Source organism: Prevotella sp. 10(H), from assembly GCF_000711235.1.
GTDB lineage: Bacteria > Bacteroidota > Bacteroidia > Bacteroidales > Dysgonomonadaceae > Dysgonomonas.
This window is the reverse complement of record NZ_JOMI01000002.1, coordinates 392,357-409,791: the sequence shown is the minus strand read 5'-3', so window position 1 is coordinate 409,791 and position 17,435 is coordinate 392,357. Positions and strand designations below refer to the sequence as shown.

At 39.6% G+C, this 17,435-nt stretch carries 10 protein-coding genes and 1 rRNA gene; 3 read left to right on the top strand and 8 right to left on the bottom strand.

The genetic code is table 11. The features are described 5' to 3' along the window. Nucleotides 1-1,291: ribosomal RNA gene (locus K348_RS0105305) — 16S ribosomal RNA — on the bottom strand; the annotation flags it as partial. Between the two features lie 500 nt (nt 1,292-1,791). Between K348_RS0105305 and K348_RS0105300 the strand changes: the two genes are divergently transcribed. Both K348_RS0105300 and K348_RS0105295 read left to right on the top strand, forming a co-directional pair. Further along, entirely contained in the window at nt 1,792-3,861 is a 2,070-nt protein-coding gene (locus tag K348_RS0105300) for an acetate--CoA ligase family protein (protein ID WP_029903673.1), read from the top strand. A gap of 153 nt (nt 3,862-4,014) precedes the next feature. Further along, nucleotides 4,015-6,015 carry an LTA synthase family protein gene (locus K348_RS0105295; protein ID WP_029903671.1) on the top strand — a complete coding sequence of 667 codons (2,001 nt, stop codon included), beginning with the start codon at nt 4,015-4,017 and terminating at the stop codon, nt 6,013-6,015. A gap of 46 nt (nt 6,016-6,061) precedes the next feature. Here the strand turns inward: K348_RS0105295 and nagB are convergent, their stop codons facing one another. The 3 genes from nagB to K348_RS0105275 all read right to left on the bottom strand — a co-directional run bounded on the left by nagB (nt 6,062) and on the right by K348_RS0105275 (nt 9,818). Next, the gene (gene nagB, locus K348_RS0105290; protein ID WP_029903670.1) at nt 6,062-6,859 is read right to left on the bottom strand and encodes a glucosamine-6-phosphate deaminase; all 798 of its coding nucleotides are present in this window, start codon (nt 6,857-6,859) and stop codon (nt 6,062-6,064) included. A gap of 98 nt (nt 6,860-6,957) precedes the next feature. Next, the gene (locus tag K348_RS0105280; protein WP_029903669.1) at nt 6,958-8,940 is read right to left on the bottom strand and encodes a glucosamine-6-phosphate deaminase; all 1,983 of its coding nucleotides are present in this window, start codon (nt 8,938-8,940) and stop codon (nt 6,958-6,960) included. Between the two features lie 53 nt (nt 8,941-8,993). Continuing rightward, the gene (locus K348_RS0105275; RefSeq protein WP_029903668.1) at nt 8,994-9,818 is read right to left on the bottom strand and encodes an ROK family protein; all 825 of its coding nucleotides are present in this window, start codon (nt 9,816-9,818) and stop codon (nt 8,994-8,996) included. 397 nt (nt 9,819-10,215) lie between these two features. Here K348_RS0105275 and recG point away from each other — a divergent pair, with 397 nt between their 5' ends. Beyond that, on the top strand, nt 10,216-12,312 hold the full coding sequence (gene recG, locus K348_RS0105270; RefSeq protein WP_029903666.1) for an ATP-dependent DNA helicase RecG: 2,097 nt from the start codon (nt 10,216-10,218) through the stop codon (nt 12,310-12,312). Here recG and K348_RS0105265 read toward each other — a convergent pair. The 4 genes from K348_RS0105265 to tsaB form a co-directional block, all read right to left on the bottom strand. Continuing rightward, nucleotides 12,309-13,619 (bottom strand): tetratricopeptide repeat protein, encoded by a 1,311-nt coding sequence (locus K348_RS0105265; RefSeq protein ID WP_029903663.1) that lies wholly within the window; start codon nt 13,617-13,619, stop codon nt 12,309-12,311. The two genes, recG and K348_RS0105265, sit on opposite strands and share 4 nt — an antisense overlap. Nucleotides 13,620-13,700: 81 nt before the next feature. Next, nucleotides 13,701-15,572, bottom strand: coding sequence for a M56 family metallopeptidase (locus K348_RS0105260; RefSeq protein WP_081852517.1), 1,872 nt, complete (start codon nt 15,570-15,572; stop codon nt 13,701-13,703). 17 nt (nt 15,573-15,589) lie between these two features. Next, complete coding sequence (locus K348_RS0105255; RefSeq protein ID WP_029903659.1) at nt 15,590-15,952, bottom strand: BlaI/MecI/CopY family transcriptional regulator; 363 nt, start codon at nt 15,950-15,952, stop codon at nt 15,590-15,592. Nucleotides 15,953-16,679: 727 nt separating this feature from the next. Beyond that, nucleotides 16,680-17,390, bottom strand: coding sequence for a tRNA (adenosine(37)-N6)-threonylcarbamoyltransferase complex dimerization subunit type 1 TsaB (tsaB, locus tag K348_RS0105240; RefSeq protein ID WP_029903654.1), 711 nt, complete (start codon nt 17,388-17,390; stop codon nt 16,680-16,682). Between the last annotated feature and the right edge of the window lie 45 nt (nt 17,391-17,435).

Below are 17,435 nucleotides of genomic sequence, written 5' to 3'. Positions count from 1 at the left end.
GGAGTGGCTTTGGAGATTGGCATCCGGTCGCCCGGTAGCTGCCCTTTGTACCACCCATTGTAACACGTGTGTCGCCCCGGACGTAAGGGCCGTGCTGATTTGACGTCATCCACACCTTCCTCGCAGCTTACGCCGGCAGTCTTATTAGAGTCCTCAGCTTGACCTGTTAGTAACTAATAATGTGGGTTGCGCTCGTTATGGCACTTAAGCCGACACCTCACGGCACGAGCTGACGACAACCATGCAGCACCTACACAGAAGCCATTGCTGGCTAACAAATTTCTTCGTTATTCTTCTGCATTTCAAGCCCGGGTAAGGTTCCTCGCGTATCATCGAATTAAACCACATGTTCCTCCGCTTGTGCGGGCCCCGTCAATTCCTTTGAGTTTCACCGTTGCCGGCGTACTCCCCAGGTGGATTACTTATCGCTTTCGCTTAGTCACATACGGTATATCGCATACAACTAGTAATCATCGTTTACGGCGTGGACTACCAGGGTATCTAATCCTGTTTGATCCCCACGCTTTCGTGCATGAGCGTCAGTTATGGCTTAGTAAGCTGCCTACGCAATCGGAGTTCCTCGTTATATCTAAGCATGTCACCGCTACACAACGAATTCCGCCTACTTCATCCACACTCAAGGCTACCAGTTTCAACGGCAGTGTTCAGGTTGAGCCTGAAAATTTCACCGCTGACTTAATAGCCCGCCTGCGCACCCTTTAAACCCAATAAATCCGGATAACGCTCGCATCCTCCGTATTACCGCGGCTGCTGGCACGGAGTTAGCCGATGCTTATTCATAGGGTACATGCAATAGCTTACGCGTAAGCCTTTTTATTCCCCTATAAAAGAAGTTTACAACCCATAAGGCAGTCTTCCTTCACGCGATTTGGCTGGTTCAGGCTCTCGCCCATTGACCAATATTCCTCACTGCTGCCTCCCGTAGGAGTCTGGTCCGTGTCTCAGTTCCAGTGTGGGGGATAAACCTCTCAGTTCCCCTATCCATCGTTGCTTTGGTGAGCCGTTACCTCACCAACTGGCTAATGGAACGCATGCCCATCTACAACCGATAAATCTTTAACAAATATTCCCAGGCGGGACCCCTGTTTTATGCGGTATTAGTCCGGATTTCTCCGGGTTATGCCCCTGTTGTAGGTAGGTTGCATACGCGTTACTCACCCGTGCGCCGGTCGCCATCTAAAGTATTGCTACTCTTATGCTGCCCCTCGACTTGCATGTGTTAGGCCTATCGCTAGCGTTCATCCTGAGCCAGGATCAAACTCTTCTTTGTATATTTTCTTTTTTATACCTTCTGATCCTGTCCTCTTTCATTAAACTTATATCCTAAATCTAATTGACGGTAATACCCTGATACTATCTCTAGTAGGTTGTTGTTAATTATTAATTGTTAATTATTAATTAACAAGCTTGTACTACACTCTATCTTCTGTTGTCATTTTATCAAAGATCGCTTTTTTAAATTCACTTTTCCCCGTTTCCGGCCCACCCTTTGGTGGTAAAGCGGGTGCAAAAGTAGAAAACATTACCTTACACTCCAAATATTATTAGAACTTTTTTGGCTTTATTTTTTTACCACTTTGACCGAATCGCTAACAAATAACACCTAAACAAAGAGTTAGAAAGATGTTGTAAAACATAAAAACGAGGAACTTGATTATAAATAATTAAACCCGGCCTGATTATTTTATGTTATATAGTATAAAAGCTAATCCAATATTTTTTCGTTTTTATCACTACATTTACACAAAATAACATCGAAACAACTGTTTTATGAACTATAATAAGCTGATAAGCCCTAAAAGCATCGTTGTCGTTGGCGCATCTGATAACATTTTGAAACCCGGAGGAAGTGTATTGTATAATCTGACGCAGGGAACATTCGATAAAGACCTCTATGTGGTAAATGCGAGAGGTGGAACAATACAGGGAGTAAAGGCATATGTAAGAATAGAAGATATCCCTGAAACCGATCTGGCAATAATTTCCATACCTGCAAGTCAATGCTTGAGTACAGTAGAATATCTTGCTAACGAAAAGGGTGTAAAAGCATTTATAGTGTTTTCGGCGGGATTCAGTGAAGAATCAGAGGAAGGTGCAAAAATGGAAAAGGAGCTAGTTGATATTGTGAACAAGGCCGATGCATTGATGATAGGACCGAACTGCTCGGGATTTTTCAATACGCAACATCAAAGTATATTTACCAAACCTGTTCCTATTCTCGACCATCAGGGAGTGGATATAATATCGAGCTCGGGCGGAACGATTACATATATTATAGAATCGGCAATGAGAATAGGCCTGAGATTCAACTCGGCATGGTCTATCGGGAATGCAGCACAAGTGGGAGTTGAAGATATACTCGAATATCTGGACAGCGAATTCGATCCAGAAACCAGCCCTAAAATAAAATTATTATACCTGGAAAAAATAGCCGACCCCGACAGATTCCTCAAACACTCGGCTTCACTTATCAGGAAAGGATGTAAAATAGCAGCCATAAAATCGGGAAGTTCATCATCAGGAAGCAGGGCGGCCTCATCACATACGGGAGCGATAGCCAGTTCAGATTCTGCTGTCGAAGCGCTTTTCAGAAAAGCAGGTATTATCCGCTGTTTTTCGAGAGAAGAACTCGCTAATGTGGGTGCAGTCTTAACTCTCAAAGAACTGAAAGGACGCAATATAGCTATAATCACTCAAGCCGGAGGGCCGGCTGTAATCCTGACCGATGCCCTGTCGAAAGGCAACATAGATGTTCCGGAAATGAATAAGGAACTCGCAGCAGAGCTGAAAAAGCATTTGCTTCCGGGTGCAGCCGTATCGAATCCGATAGATATTATAGGGACAGGAACCGGAGAACATATGGCTATATGTATCGATTTCTGCGAAAAATATTTCAAAGAAATTGACGGTATAGCCGTCATATACGGGAATCCCGGTGTAAGTAATGTAGCTGAAGCATACGATATTCTGGATCAGAAAATAAGGACGTGCAGCCTTCCGATTTATCCCATATTACCCTCTGTAATAGCCGCATGGCAAGAAATGGATAATTTCGTAAAGAAAGGACACGTAAACTTTACAGATGAATTTGCACTGGCAAACGCTCTATCGAAAGTCGTATCACGAACACTTCCATCGGTAGGAAAGGAAGAAGATATTGAAATAGATATTCCACGTATACGCTCCATTATAGAAAAATCGCACGACGGATATATAGACAGTAATTCTATTCGCGGATTGTTTGCTGCGGCAGGAATACCACAAGTCGAAGAACTAGTTACCCAAAATAAAGAAGAAGCAATAAGTTTTGCCAATAAAACAGGATATCCTGTTGTGGCCAAATGCGTAGGTCCTGTACACAAATCGGATGTAGGTGGCGTCGTACTCAATATACGTTCTGACGAACATCTGGCGTTCGAATTCGACAGGCTAATGAAAATACCGGAGACAACAGACGTAATGATACAACCGATGCTATCGGGTCAGGAATTATTCATAGGGGCTAAATATGAATCGAAGTACGGTCATATCGTTCTCTGTGGGCTTGGAGGCATATTTGTAGAAATATTGAAGGATGTTGCCTCGGGGTTGGCTCCGCTGAGTTTCGAGGAAGCCTCTTCCATGATACGTTCACTGAGGGCATATAAAATAATACAGGGTACACGCGGACAGAAAGGGCTGAACGAAGCATTATTTACCGAAATAATTGTCCGCATATCGGCAATGCTACGCTACGCAACGGAGATTAAAGAAATGGATATTAATCCGCTGCTGGCAAATGGAGATAAAGTAATTGCCGTAGATGCGAGAATAAGAATAGAGAAAGAGAATAAGCCATAAAAAACTGAAGATCTATTGTAGAAGCTACCGTTATAGACTTGCTATCTGCGATTATAACTTTTATTCGTATTATTTGAAATATAGTTTATATGCAAATGCCTATCTTTGCAGACTACTAACTAATAATACAAACAGATTGCAATATCGCTATAAATGAATTACAAAAAGTATTTAAAGAATCTTTATCCTGTAATCGCATATATTTTCAAAATACATCTGCTGGCTTTGGTTATTCTCAGCTTGCTTAGACTCGTTTTATTTCTTACAAACCTCGATAGCGCCGAACATGTAGATACTGTTTATCTGACAGGCGCGTTCAGTCTCGGTATCTTTTTTGATAATATCGGTGTGGCATTTACATCTGTTCTACCGATTATAGCAGCCTTAATCCTTTCATTCTTCGATTCGTATAAAGATGTTTTCAGAAAATTATTTAATGCATATTATATTATTGCCTATACATTTATCTTCGCTTTCTGCGTGGCGAATATACCTTATTTCAACTATTTTTTCAGGCATCTCGATATCGGAATACTCGACTGGCTGAGCCACGATACGGAAGGCATAAGCATGCTGTTTACCGAATCGGGTTATTATAAATATTATTTGCTTTTCTTTCTTATAATTATTGGTTTTTCTTTGTGCGTTGTCTTTTTCGGCAGGCAATGGAAGAAATATAAGAACCGCGTTACAACCAATATTAAACTCGAAATCACAAAACTTTTGGTTGTCTTTATCCTGCTTTCTACTATAACCTATATGGGTGTAACCCGTAAGCATCACTGGATGCAACCTATTATGTTATGGACTGCATATTTAAGCCCGAGTTCTTTTGCCAATGAACTTACCACAAGCCCTCTATATAACTGCATGGTAAGCGTAGTGACCCCGAAATATAAGGATAAGGAAGTAAGCCATGTGATATCGACAGACGATTCATTTAAGCTTTTAAGGCAAGATTTCGCCAATCAGGAAATTCAGGAAGAGATATCTCCTGTCTGCCGGAAAATCACTCCGGAAGAATCCGAGAGACGGGCAAACGTTGTTATCGTATTAATGGAGTCTATGTCGTCTTATTATCTGGATGAAACACCTCATCTTACCCCATTCCTTAACGAATTGAAGAATAAGTCCTATTATTTCAAAAACTTCTATTCCCCCGGTACACATACCAATCAGGGAATATTTGCTACATTGTATGGTATTCCCGGGCTTTTCGACAGGGTAATAATGGATGACAGGGTAATGAGCGGAACCGACCGAATGCCGCTATGCGAAGGATTGCCGGTAAATTTGAATATGAAAGGTTATACTTCTTCTTTATTTGTTTCGCATGATAAATCATATAATAATACCGATATGTTCCTGTACAGGAACGGATACGAAATAAATAATATATATGCCAAGGAAAACTATCCTGAATCGAAAATTGTAAACGAGTGGGGAGTGGATGATGCTTATCTTTTGGAATATGCAATCGATATATTTAATAAAGAAAAGGCTCCTTTCTTTGCTACGATTATGACAATAACGAATCACCCCCCATATGTGGTACCGAAAGAATATGAAAGTATCAGTAAGGACGGGGCGGAGCAAACTGTGTATTACTCGGATCAATGTATAAAAAAATTCCTTGAAGAAGCATCTAAACAAGATTGGTACAATAATACCATATTTGTCTTTCTGGGAGATCATGGCAAAAAACTGGGAGGACAGCTATTTGAAATGTCTCTTCCTTTGAATCATGTGCCGTTAATGATATATTCGCCATTACTGGAAGATATGCCTAAAACCTTTGATAATTATGGGACACAGACAGATATATTCCCTACCGTTATGGGATTGCTGAATATGGAGTATGAGAATAATTCGCTTGGGATAGACCTGTTGAAAGAGAAACGTCCGTATGCCGTATTTACATCCGATGAAAAACTGGGCTGCATAAACGACAGGTATTTTTATTGCTACAATATCTTATCGAAACAGGAAGTAATGTATGACTATAAAAGCAATGATATCACAAACTTGGCTACCACAAACAAGAATGCTTTTGACAGTATAAGAAGCTATGCGGCAGCCACTGTTCAGGCTACTAATTATTTATTGAAAAACGAATTGACCAGAAGAAAAGATTTGGCTATAGATAAAAAATAAGGGAAGCCTAAGCCTCCCTTACTATTCCTTTCCGGTTAAGATAATTCTAACAAAGTAAATTATCTTTCTCAATATCTTTAAAATACTTATAAGTACTTACTTTCAGTTCATCTGTCGCTGCCTCGTCGCATACGATAATACCTTTCGGGTGAAGCTGTAATGCAGTAATAGTCCACATCTGATTAACTGCACCTTCCACAGCCTGAGCCAAAGCTCTGGCCTTGTTATGCCCATTTACCAGAATAAGGACTTCTTTCGCATCCAATATAGTGCCTACACCTACTGTAACAGATGTTTTTGGCACTTTATTCACATTATTACCGAAGAAACGCGAATTAGCAATAATAGTATCGTGCGTCAATGTCTTAATACGGGTACGTGACGAAAGTGATGAACCGGGTTCATTGAATGCAATATGACCGTCAGGTCCTACTCCACCCAAGAACAGGTCTACTCCGCCTACCGCTTTCATCTTCGCTTCATATGCAGCACATTCGGCATCGAGATCGGCTGCATTCCCGTCCAGTATATTTATATTGGCAGGCTCGATATCTATGTGGCTGAAAAATTTATCCCACATAAAAGTGTGATAACTCTGCGGATGATCTTTCGGCAAATCTACATATTCATCCATATTGAATGTGATGACATGCTTGAACGAAACATTTTTTTCCTGATAATGCCTAATTAACTCTTCATACATTCCTATAGGAGAAGAACCTGTAGGCAATCCGAGCACAAACGGCTTATCAACTGTCGGATTTGCTGCATTTATTCTTGATACTACATAGTTAGCCGCCCATTGCGACAGGGAATTGTAATCAGGCTGGATAATTAATCTCATGTTATATTAGTTTTAGATATTATGGCATTAATAATAAAAAACAAACCTTTCAAAGATAATAATTATATCCTGAAAGGTTTGCCTTTTCTTATTATAATTTACAAAGGATGATATTCTACAAATGCCTCGATAGCCTCATAAGAAGCTAACCCTAGCAAACGGTACAGCTCTGCAGTAGCCTTGTTTCTGTCTTCGGAACGTTGCCAGAACAGACGTTCATCGTTACCTAAAAACGGAGCGCTTTCCATTTGAGACTGATGCTTCAGAATGGCATTTCGTTTAGCCCTCAATTCTTCCGGTGAAATCGGTACAGCCATTTCTATATGGTCGATTTCCCACTCTGCCCACGCACCACGATACATCCAGAAGCGGCAATTCTTTAGCCATTCTGCGCCTTTCAGTTCATCTACAGCTGCCAGAATAGCATCCAGACAAACCTTGTGTGTTCCGTGCGGATCGGCTAAGTCACCTGCAACAAACACTTCATGCGGCTCTACCGATGAAAGATAATCTTTCACTATTTCCACATCAGCTTCCGAAATCGGCTTCTTCTTCACACGACCCGTTTCATAGAAAGGCAAGTCGAGAAAAGAAATATTATTCGTATCCATTCCTACGTAGCGGCAAGCAGTAGTTGCTTCCTGACGGCGGATATGACCTTTTATGAAAAGAATATCAGGAGTATCTATATCCCCCTCTTTTTTATCATGCAGAAGATATTGAAGAATTTCGGCATATTTCTTTTTAGACACTTCATTTTCGGGATCGTATTTCTGTCTCACATCCTCAAGGAAAGAAACATAACGGATTACTTCCTCATCGCCTACTGCAATATTACCAGATGTCTGATAAGCTACATGTACATCATGCTTCTGATCTACCAGCCTTTTAAACGTACCACCCATAGAAATAACATCATCGTCGGGGTGAGGACTGAAAATAATTACACGTTTCGGATAAGGCTTTGCCCTTTCAGGGCGGTTGGTATCATCCGCATTCGGTTTCCCACCCGGCCATCCGGTAATAGTATGCTGTAGATCATTGAATATCTTGATATTGACATTGTAGGCAGAGCCATATAATGCAAGTAACTCTTCAAGCCCGTTATCCTGATAGTCTTTATTTGTCAGTTTAAGAATAGGTTTATTTACTTTGAAACACAACCACACTATAGCCCTGCGAATTAATTTATTATTCCAGTCGCAGCTTGTTACCAACCATGGATGATTAATGCGGGTCAGTTCAAAAGCAGCATTCAAGTCGATATGCACTTTTGCATTTTCGTGAGCCTGCAGGCAAGAAGCAGGTACTGCATCGGAAATAACTCCTTCAACTACATCTTTCACGCTTTTCGATTTATCTTCACCCCAAGCAATAAGCGCTATCTGACGAGCCTTCATGATCGTTGCCAGTCCCATAGTTACGGCACTTACCGGTACTTTATCCACCGAACCGAAAGTGTTGACTGCCTCTTTTTTCGATTGAACATCTAACAATATCAGACGTGTTTGTGAACTCACACTCGATCCGGCAATATTAATACCGATATTACCTGCACGCCCAAGTCCCAAAAGGAGATAGTCTATTCCTCCGGCATTTCGTATAGCCTGTTCGTACTCGCGGCAATAATTCAAAATTTCCGCTTTCGGTACGGAACCGTCAGGTGAATATACATTGCCCGGATCGATATCGATATAATCCAGCAGAGATTCTTTCAATAATTTCAGGTTACTATTCGACTGTGGAGCCAGCGGATAGAATTCATATATATTAAATATGATAACATTTTTGAAGCTCAGTCCCTTTTCCTTATGCAAACGGATAAGTTCCTGATAAATAGTCTGTGGAGAATGCCCTCCCGGCAGCCCCAGAACAAACGGCAAACCTGCTTCCTGCTTTTCCTTTATCTTTTTTGCAATTTCCTTTGCAATATATAAAGATGCCTCAACAGACGATTCGTAAATCTCGGTAGGTACTTTTTCGTAACGGGTGAGTGCCGACAGCTCAAATTCGTTTTCGGGACGATAGTAGCGCTGGGGTACCCTATCCAGTACAATTTGCGAACTTAAATCTAATCTCATATCAAAGGTTTTATATAATTATTATGATTGAACATTTTCTATAGCATATAGGTTCAGACAACAAGGGCAGCCGCCCCGAGAAGATTAATATCTTCTCTCTTTGTAAGCAGGATTTTTATACGCTCTACCGTTTCTTTGAAAGGAAACTTGTATACACTTTCATACATGGAATCGGCAAACAATTCATATCCTTTTATGATATTACCACCCAGTATGATGGCCTGAGGGTCGTATGTGAACAAAATTGTTTTTAAAAGATTACCGATATGATCTCCTAATTCCGCCCAAAGTGCCAGCATGTTACTATCTCCCTGCAAAGCAAGTTCATAAGCTTCTTCTGCCGTAGTATTATTCCTGACAAAGAACTTTTGTCCGCAATAACGTTCGTAGTCGGAATACAAATATGGAAGACTTCCTATTTCTCCCGCTCCTGTATTGTTTCCGTTATATAGTTCATTATTGATAATAATGCCTGCTCCCACACCAATACTCAATGTTACGCAGACAATATCACGGTAAAGAGTACCTTCACCATAATAACGCTCACCAAAGGCAAAACAGTTAGAGTCGTTGTTTACAAAAACAGGGATGTGAAATTCTTTTTCCAGAATATCTTTAAGCGGTAAATTCTTCCACGATGGGATATTTATTGCATCCTGGACTATACCTTTACTTGTATTGACAATGCCCGAAACCCCGATACCGATGCCACGGATATTTGAGTTTGCAATCTGACCAATCGTTTCAATCAGATTATCCACAATAGAAGTTTCTGATTCTGTTGCCTCTGCAGGCACCACTATTTTACGGAATATATGTCCCCCATCTACTATTCCGAGCCGCATGCTTGTGCCGTCTATATCTATACCAATCCTCATAATATTAAGAATATAATATAATTAATATGAGATAATCTTATCGATTAAGGTTAAATCTGCTAATACAATTGAAGTGCTTACTTACAAATAAAAAACCCTTTACCTATATTATCTCTTTGTTTTCCATGATACATCTATTTACAAATATATACTTCTAAATATAAATACAGGCAAATCAATTGTTAATTAACATCTACAACACCAGAATCTTTTACAGAATTTTTATCCACTGCTTACTTTTCAAAGAGCGCCATAAACCGGATAATCAGTTACCCGACAGCCGATATATCATATAAACAATTATAGACATAAACTTGTACTCATCATTTGCTCCTTTTCCAATTAAATTATCCGAAAGAGTTTTTTCACAGCAGACAAAATCTTATAACTTTGTAAAATGACTGACAATTTCCAGACAGACATAAAATTTTTGGCAGGAGTAGGTCCGAAAAAAGCCGAGATACTGAATAAAGAGATTAATGTATTTTCGGTAGAAGACCTGCTGTACTATTTTCCATATAAATATATCGACCGCAGCCGCATCTATTTTATCCACGAAATAGATGGCAATATGCCATACATACAATTGAAAGGACGAATAACTGCATTCGAATCGTTCGGGGAAGGTCGCAAAAAACGCCTTGTCGCCCATTTTACCGACGAAACAGGCTTTATCGATCTTGTCTGGTTTCAGGGAGCTAAATTTATCGTAGATAAATATAAAGTGAACCGTCCATACATCATTTTCGGAAAACCTACAATGTTCGGCGATAAATTTAATATCGCCCATCCTGATGTCGACCCCTATATCACCGAAGAAGAGCGTCCGACAGGGTTGATGCCCTATTATAATACGACAGAGAAAATGAAAAACCATTATCTGAATTCGAAAGCGATTCAGAAAATAATGGCTTCGGCTTTCTCATCTGTTATCAGGACACTCCCCGAAACTTTACCCGAGACCGTATTGCAGGAAGCACGACTGATGGGTCTTAAGCAAGCTATGCGAAATATACATTTTCCCGAAAATGCAGCCCTTCTCAGAGAAGCTCAATACCGGCTAAAGTTTGAAGAACTGTTTTACATCCAGCTCAATATACTGAAATATACTGCCGACCGGAGATCAAAGCTGAAAGGTTTCGTTTTTACTAAAGTGGGAGATTATCTGAATAAATTTTATGAACAGAATTTGCCATTCCCTCTCACCAATGCCCAAAAACGCATTATTAAAGAGATACGGCAGGATATGGCTAAAGGCGAACAAATGAACCGCCTATTGCAAGGTGACGTCGGTAGTGGGAAAACACTAGTCGCACTCATGCTGATGCTGATAGCCATGGACAATGGCTTTCAGGCGGCAATGATGGCTCCCACCGAAATATTGGCTACACAACATTATCATACGATAATGGAGTTTCTCGCCGGAATGGATGTAAAAGTAGAGTTACTGACAGGCTCTACAAAGAAAAAGGACAGGGAACGCATACACAGCATGCTGCTTACAAACGACCTCCAGATATTGGTCGGCACACATGCGTTGATAGAAGATACAGTGCAGTTCGGCAACCTCGGACTGGTAGTCATCGACGAGCAGCATCGGTTCGGTGTCGCCCAACGGGCAAAATTATGGACGAAGAACGTTAATCCTCCGCATATATTGGTAATGACGGCAACACCCATTCCGCGAACGCTTGCAATGACCGTATACGGTGACCTCGATGTTTCGGTTATTGATGAACTGCCTCCCGGCAGGAAGCCGATACAGACAATTCACCAGTACGATAAAAAAAGAGGTTCTTTATACGAATCTATCCGGAAACAATTACGAGAAGGCAGACAGGTATATATCGTTTATCCGCTGATAGAAGAAAGCGAAAAGCTGGATTTGAAAAATCTGGAAGAAGGATTCGAACATATCAAAGAAGTTTTTCCGGAATATACGGTATGCAAGGTGCACGGCAAGATGAAGCCGAAAGAAAAAGATGCAGAGATGCAACGGTTCATAGCCAATGAGGCACAGATAATGGTAGCGACGACCGTTATCGAAGTAGGCGTGAACGTACCGAATGCTTCGGTAATGGTTATTGAGTCGGCACAACGTTTCGGCCTTTCACAATTGCATCAGCTACGGGGGCGTGTAGGTCGCGGGGCAGACCAGTCTTATTGTATACTTGTAACACCTTACGAACTCTCCGCCGATACCCGCAAGCGAATCAATATTATGGTGGAAAGCAACGACGGATTCGAAATAGCAGAAGCCGACCTGAAACTACGCGGGCCGGGGGATCTGGAGGGTACTCAGCAAAGCGGCATACCGTTCAACCTGAGAATAGCCAACCTTGTGCGCGACGGTGAAATCGTGCAATATGCACGTGAAGTAGCGCAAAAAATACTGGACGACGATCCTGCAATGGAAAAACCCGACAATCTTATACTACGAAAACAATTGCGGAAACTGAGCGGCAACAAATATAACTGGGGAATTATAAGTTAAAAAGCCTTTTTAGTAATACGTTTTTCTAATCGCTTAATATAGCCGTCAAGATTATCCAGTTTCATTTTTGTCTCTTCTATTTCCATAGGCTCCGTATCCGCTTTAACTTTCAGATCTTCATAATATTCAGTCAGGCTGGTATTATATAATTTATAATAGACTAAAGCGTCTGCATCCTCACGAAGAAAGAGTTCGTATAGTTGGGCAATAGTATAATACAGATGCATCTTCTGGTTGCCTTTTGCATAATTAAGCGCCAGCAGATAGCTATCTACAGCCTCTTGATTTTTCATGTTTCTCTCATATGCGATCGCCATACCCCTGTAATAGAGATAAAGAGCCATATCCGGAGGGATAGTACGGTCGAGCAGTTTCTGAAAATAAAATGCAGCATCATCATACTTGGCTTCATCGTTACAGGTCACTGCCAGACAATAAAGGACATTGTTATTGGTCGTATCCTGAGCAAAAGCCCTGTCGAGATAAGGATATGCTTTTTCACTTTCACCTATAGAATAATAAGAAAGCCCTAAACTACGGTTCACAATTAGGGAACTATCTCCCCGATTGATACAGCCCTCAAATTTGGATATTGCAGACTCAAAATCATTGATACTATAATAACTTAAAGCATTCAACAGATTCATCTGATGATTGGTCGTATCTGTTTCCATATACTTATCGGAATAAGCAACAGCTTCAGGGGTCCTCTGGGTCTTCAGACAAAGGTTTACGAAGCTTGCGGCTGAAAATCCATCGTAAGGATTAATTTCCCATGCTTCTTTAAAATATAACAAAGCGCTATCGGGAAGATTCAGCTTTTCGTAGCACTGTCCTACTCTTTTAAGAGCATTAGTCATACCGTGATCTTCATTTATATGCCTGAATAGCTCTAATGATTGGCGATATTTTCCCTGCTGATACAATAAATCAGCTTTCTGCATCTTGAAATAAACATTTGCAGAATCGAGCCGGATAAGTTCATTATAGCAATCTATCCCCGAGTCACGCTGTGAAAGTGCTTCATAGCATACGGCCATCTCCGTTATAATCTGAAGGTCACCGTTATATTCTTTAGATAAGGGATACAATATCTCCAAAGATTTCTGATAATTGCCCAATGCTTTATAACAAAGTGCCTTTTGAATAAATAAATCTTTCGTTGGTTCCTGCATTTCGATATAGTCGAGTGCCTTTTGGTATTGAAAATTACGAAGATATTCCCGGAGTTGATCTTGATCGCTTTGCGAAAAAGCATTCAGTATACCTGAAAATAATAAACAAATGATAATTACAATTTTTTTCATCCTTCAAAAAATATATAAAGAATAGAGGCAGAGGAAAAGATCCCGTCTGCCTCTTGTAGTTTAGTTATTTTACCTTTTATATTATACAGCTGGTGTACTCATTTCCACTACTTTCTTGCCTTTAGCTTTTTGTCCGTACTTTTTCACGCCGTCAGCTTCGGAGAGTACCATTATAGTTGTGATAGCACCTTTATTATCCTGTGATTTTATAGATTCTTCATATTTTTTGAATTCAGCTGCTTTCACGAGTTTACCATTATATACAAACAATGTATTCGAATCATTTTCCGCTTCTTTATTTATAGAAGATGTACAATCGCCTTTACTAAGCCTGAATACAAATGGTAACGTAAAGTATGTATCTACTGCCTTACCGTCTTTTTTACCCGGATTCCACTTAGGCATCGACTTTACTACTCTTAAAGCCTCAGTATCTAGTAAAGGATCGATTCCGCGAACTATAGATATATCTGTAATATCTCCGGTACTTTTAACCATGAATTTGACTAATACCCGTCCCTGCAAACCTTCTTTTTGCGCTTCTACCGGATATTTCATATTAGCAGCGATAAAAGCCTGCATAGCTGCTTCTCCTTTTGGAAAAGAAGGTGTTTCTTCTGTTTTTTCTTTACCTGTTTTTGGTACCTGATTACCGGAACCGGCTACTGCTTTTTCCCGTGAATCTGCCGGCATCTTGAATATAACAGGCAAATTAAAGTACGTATCCACAGCCTTGCCGCCCTGTTTACCCGGAATCCATTTTGGCATTGCACTTACAATACGAACTGCTTCTTTATCCAGATCGGGATTAATACCACGCCAAACTTCAGCCTTTGCTACTTCACCAGTACTTTTTACAACAAAGCGTACCATTACACGCCCCTCTGCTTTTTTGTCTATTGCACTTACAGGATATTTCCGTGTGTTATTGATAAAAGACATCATAGCATCTGCACCACCGGGAAATTCCGGCATTACTTCTGCCGAATTATATGCATCTGCATTCTCTTGGGGAGAGTGTAACTCGTCTATTACTTCAGTAATACCATCGATAGAAAAATCATTCAATGTTGTTGTTGCCTGTATTGCATTACCCAACAAAAGCACTATACCCAACGGCACAGCCAGCATATATTTCAGGGATGATATTATCGAACTTTTTTGTTTATTCATCATCGATATTCTTTTTTTGAGTTGTGATACATTGAAATTATTAATAAGTGATATACCGGTATTCTTACTTGAAACTTCTAATAATATATATTGATATTCTTTTGTATTGTAGCCTGAATTTAAAACTCCCTCGTCAGCCAGATATTCCAGATTCAGCTTCATCTCTTTCTTCAGTAGCCATGCAAACGGGTTCCACCAGAAGCATATACAGAATATCTCGAAAAGCAAAACATCTATAGAATGGTATTGCCTTACGTGAACCTGCTCATGAGCTATTATCTCATCGAGTTTTGCCGCGCAATCCATATCACGGTTTATAAAAATCCAGCCGAAAAAGGAGAAAGGCGAAGCTTTTTTATCTTTTACTTTTATTATGCGACAGTTTACTTTCTCTTCCGATTCGTTAGCAAACCGAAGCCTGACTATACTCAAAAGCTGAAATATAAACTTCAGTGCACAAATCAGAGATATAGTGAATAATACGCCTAATGCTATCGTTCGCATATCTATCAGCGCAGATTCCGAATCGGCATCCGCTACAATTTCGATAGCCTCTGCTTCGGGAAGCCAATAGGCAGGTATGTACAGAGGTGTGTCGCTTGTGGCAGGTATTTCGATAGTGAATGCGGGAAACAGCAGTGAAAACAATAATGCAATCAGAAAAAATCCTCTCCTGAGCCTTAAAAATGTGTCTTTTCTCAGAAAGAGCAAGTATAAACCGTAAAATAAGGCCAAAGCAATTGACACCTTTGCCAGATATATAATGATCGCGTAATCCATGGCGCTTTATCTTTTAATTAAGATTCTCCTCTCTCAATCATTTTTACTATCTCCTTTAATTCTTGCGAAGATATTTTTTCTTCCTTGACAAAGAAAGATACCAGTTCTTTATATGAATTTTCGAAATAGCTTTTTACAACGGACGACATAAAGACCTTTTTATATTCATCTTCCTCTATCTTTGGAGTATATACCCATACATTCCCATATTTCTTCGAATTGAGATATCCTTTTTGCTCCAGATTGCGCACTACCGATGCTACAGTTGTATAGGGTGGTTTGGGATCATCCATTTCATTTATTATATCTTTTACTACACATTCTTTGAGTTGCCAGATATGAAGCATGATAGATTCTTCCTGATGAGTTAGCTTTTCCATTAGTATATCATTTACGTAAAACTACTATTTTTTCGTAAATATAGATATAATATTTGAAAAAGAAAATATTTGGGATATTATTTTTAAATTTAGACAGTATAATTCTTTTGCGACCTTAATTAATTACATAATGAAAAACCATGCTTAAATTTGTAAATCCTTTAGTAGATAAAATAATAATAGCTTATACTATTATTGCTTCAGCCACTTTATTAATTACGAGCAATGTTATACCTCTCATAATTTATAGTTGCATTGCTATTATCTCAATGGGAATTATTATTTTTATTAATAGAAAGAAATGGTCGAAAAAAGAACTTTTACATTCCATTATTGCAATGTTGGCAATATCATTTTTAGCGATAATATATTATATAGTTTAAGGAATATACCACTCAAATAATAAGCTATGTTCAAATTGGTAAATCCTTTAATCGACAAAATAATATTAGTTTATGCTATAATAACTGCAGCAACTGTATTACTGACAGCTAATTATATGTTGCCTCTTATTATATATGGAATTATTACTATATTATCTGTAGGCGTCATTGTTGTTATTAATATAAAAAAATGGCCTAAGAAAGAACTGTTATATTCCTGTTTATCCATGTTAGGAGTTATAGCAATTACATTGTATTATATAATAGATTAAGATTTGAAAGCATAAAAAACAGCAGAAATAACGATTATTACTGCTGTTTTATTATTCTGAATAAATAATGAATTATGACTTAGAGGGATTCCCCAGCACCTTATTCTTCGGCACTGTTGCCACAAACTCCTTTAAATAAAACGGCTCGAAATATGCAACATCCTCAAAGGCATTTTCTTTAAAAGCCTCTTCAGCAAGGCTAATCATATCTAACGCCCGCGGATATATATTATCTAAAAACAAAGCTGTTTCAGATTGTAATACAGACTTACATTTTTCAGCCCCATTGCCGAAAAAGAGGATACGATGCTTAGCGAGATATTCCGCAAAAGAATCATTATCGATAATATCGGCGCTTACAGGGCGAACTTCCTGCAAATCCTTGTTCAGCAATACATCATATACTTCCATACGGCGGGCATCGATCATAGGACATAATAATGAATAGTCTTCAAGGTCGTTCCTTTTCAGTACTCCGTTCGCCATAATCTTTAAGGAATTAAGGGCTATGAGCGGAATATTCAATCCGAAGCACAGCCCTTTTGCTTCCGACACGCCTATGCGTAGTCCGGTATATGAACCGGGGCCACAGCTTACGGCTATAGCATCTAAAGCTATGCCATGACCGCGTAGTGTTTTCACCGCTTCATCGACAAAAGCGCCCAAGAGTACGGCATGTGAAGGCCCTTTTGTTTCTTCTCTCTGAAAAATCACTTCACCGTCGCGCGATACTACAACAGAGCATACTTCCGTAGCGGTTTCTATATTTAATATACAAGGCATTATTATCTGTTCTTATTTATTGGAAAGCAAAATTACATAATATTA

Bases quoted from the DNA above. Each gene is read 5' to 3' on its own strand.
- K348_RS0105280 (WP_029903669.1), bottom strand. From the start codon at position 8,940: ATGAGATTAGATTTAAGTTCGCAAATTGTACTGGATAGGGTACCCCAG.
- K348_RS0105300 (WP_029903673.1), top strand. From the start codon at position 1,792: ATGAACTATAATAAGCTGATAAGCCCTAAAAGCATCGTTGTCGTTGGC.
- K348_RS0105260 (WP_081852517.1), bottom strand. From the start codon at position 15,572: ATGGATTACGCGATCATTATATATCTGGCAAAGGTGTCAATTGCTTTG.
- recG (WP_029903666.1), top strand. From the start codon at position 10,216: ATGACTGACAATTTCCAGACAGACATAAAATTTTTGGCAGGAGTAGGT.
- tsaB (WP_029903654.1), bottom strand. From the start codon at position 17,390: ATGCCTTGTATATTAAATATAGAAACCGCTACGGAAGTATGCTCTGTT.
- K348_RS0105255 (WP_029903659.1), bottom strand. From the start codon at position 15,952: ATGGAAAAGCTAACTCATCAGGAAGAATCTATCATGCTTCATATCTGG.
- K348_RS0105295 (WP_029903671.1), top strand. From the start codon at position 4,015: ATGAATTACAAAAAGTATTTAAAGAATCTTTATCCTGTAATCGCATAT.
- K348_RS0105275 (WP_029903668.1), bottom strand. From the start codon at position 9,818: ATGAGGATTGGTATAGATATAGACGGCACAAGCATGCGGCTCGGAATA.
- K348_RS0105265 (WP_029903663.1), bottom strand. From the start codon at position 13,619: ATGAAAAAAATTGTAATTATCATTTGTTTATTATTTTCAGGTATACTG.
- nagB (WP_029903670.1), bottom strand. From the start codon at position 6,859: ATGAGATTAATTATCCAGCCTGATTACAATTCCCTGTCGCAATGGGCG.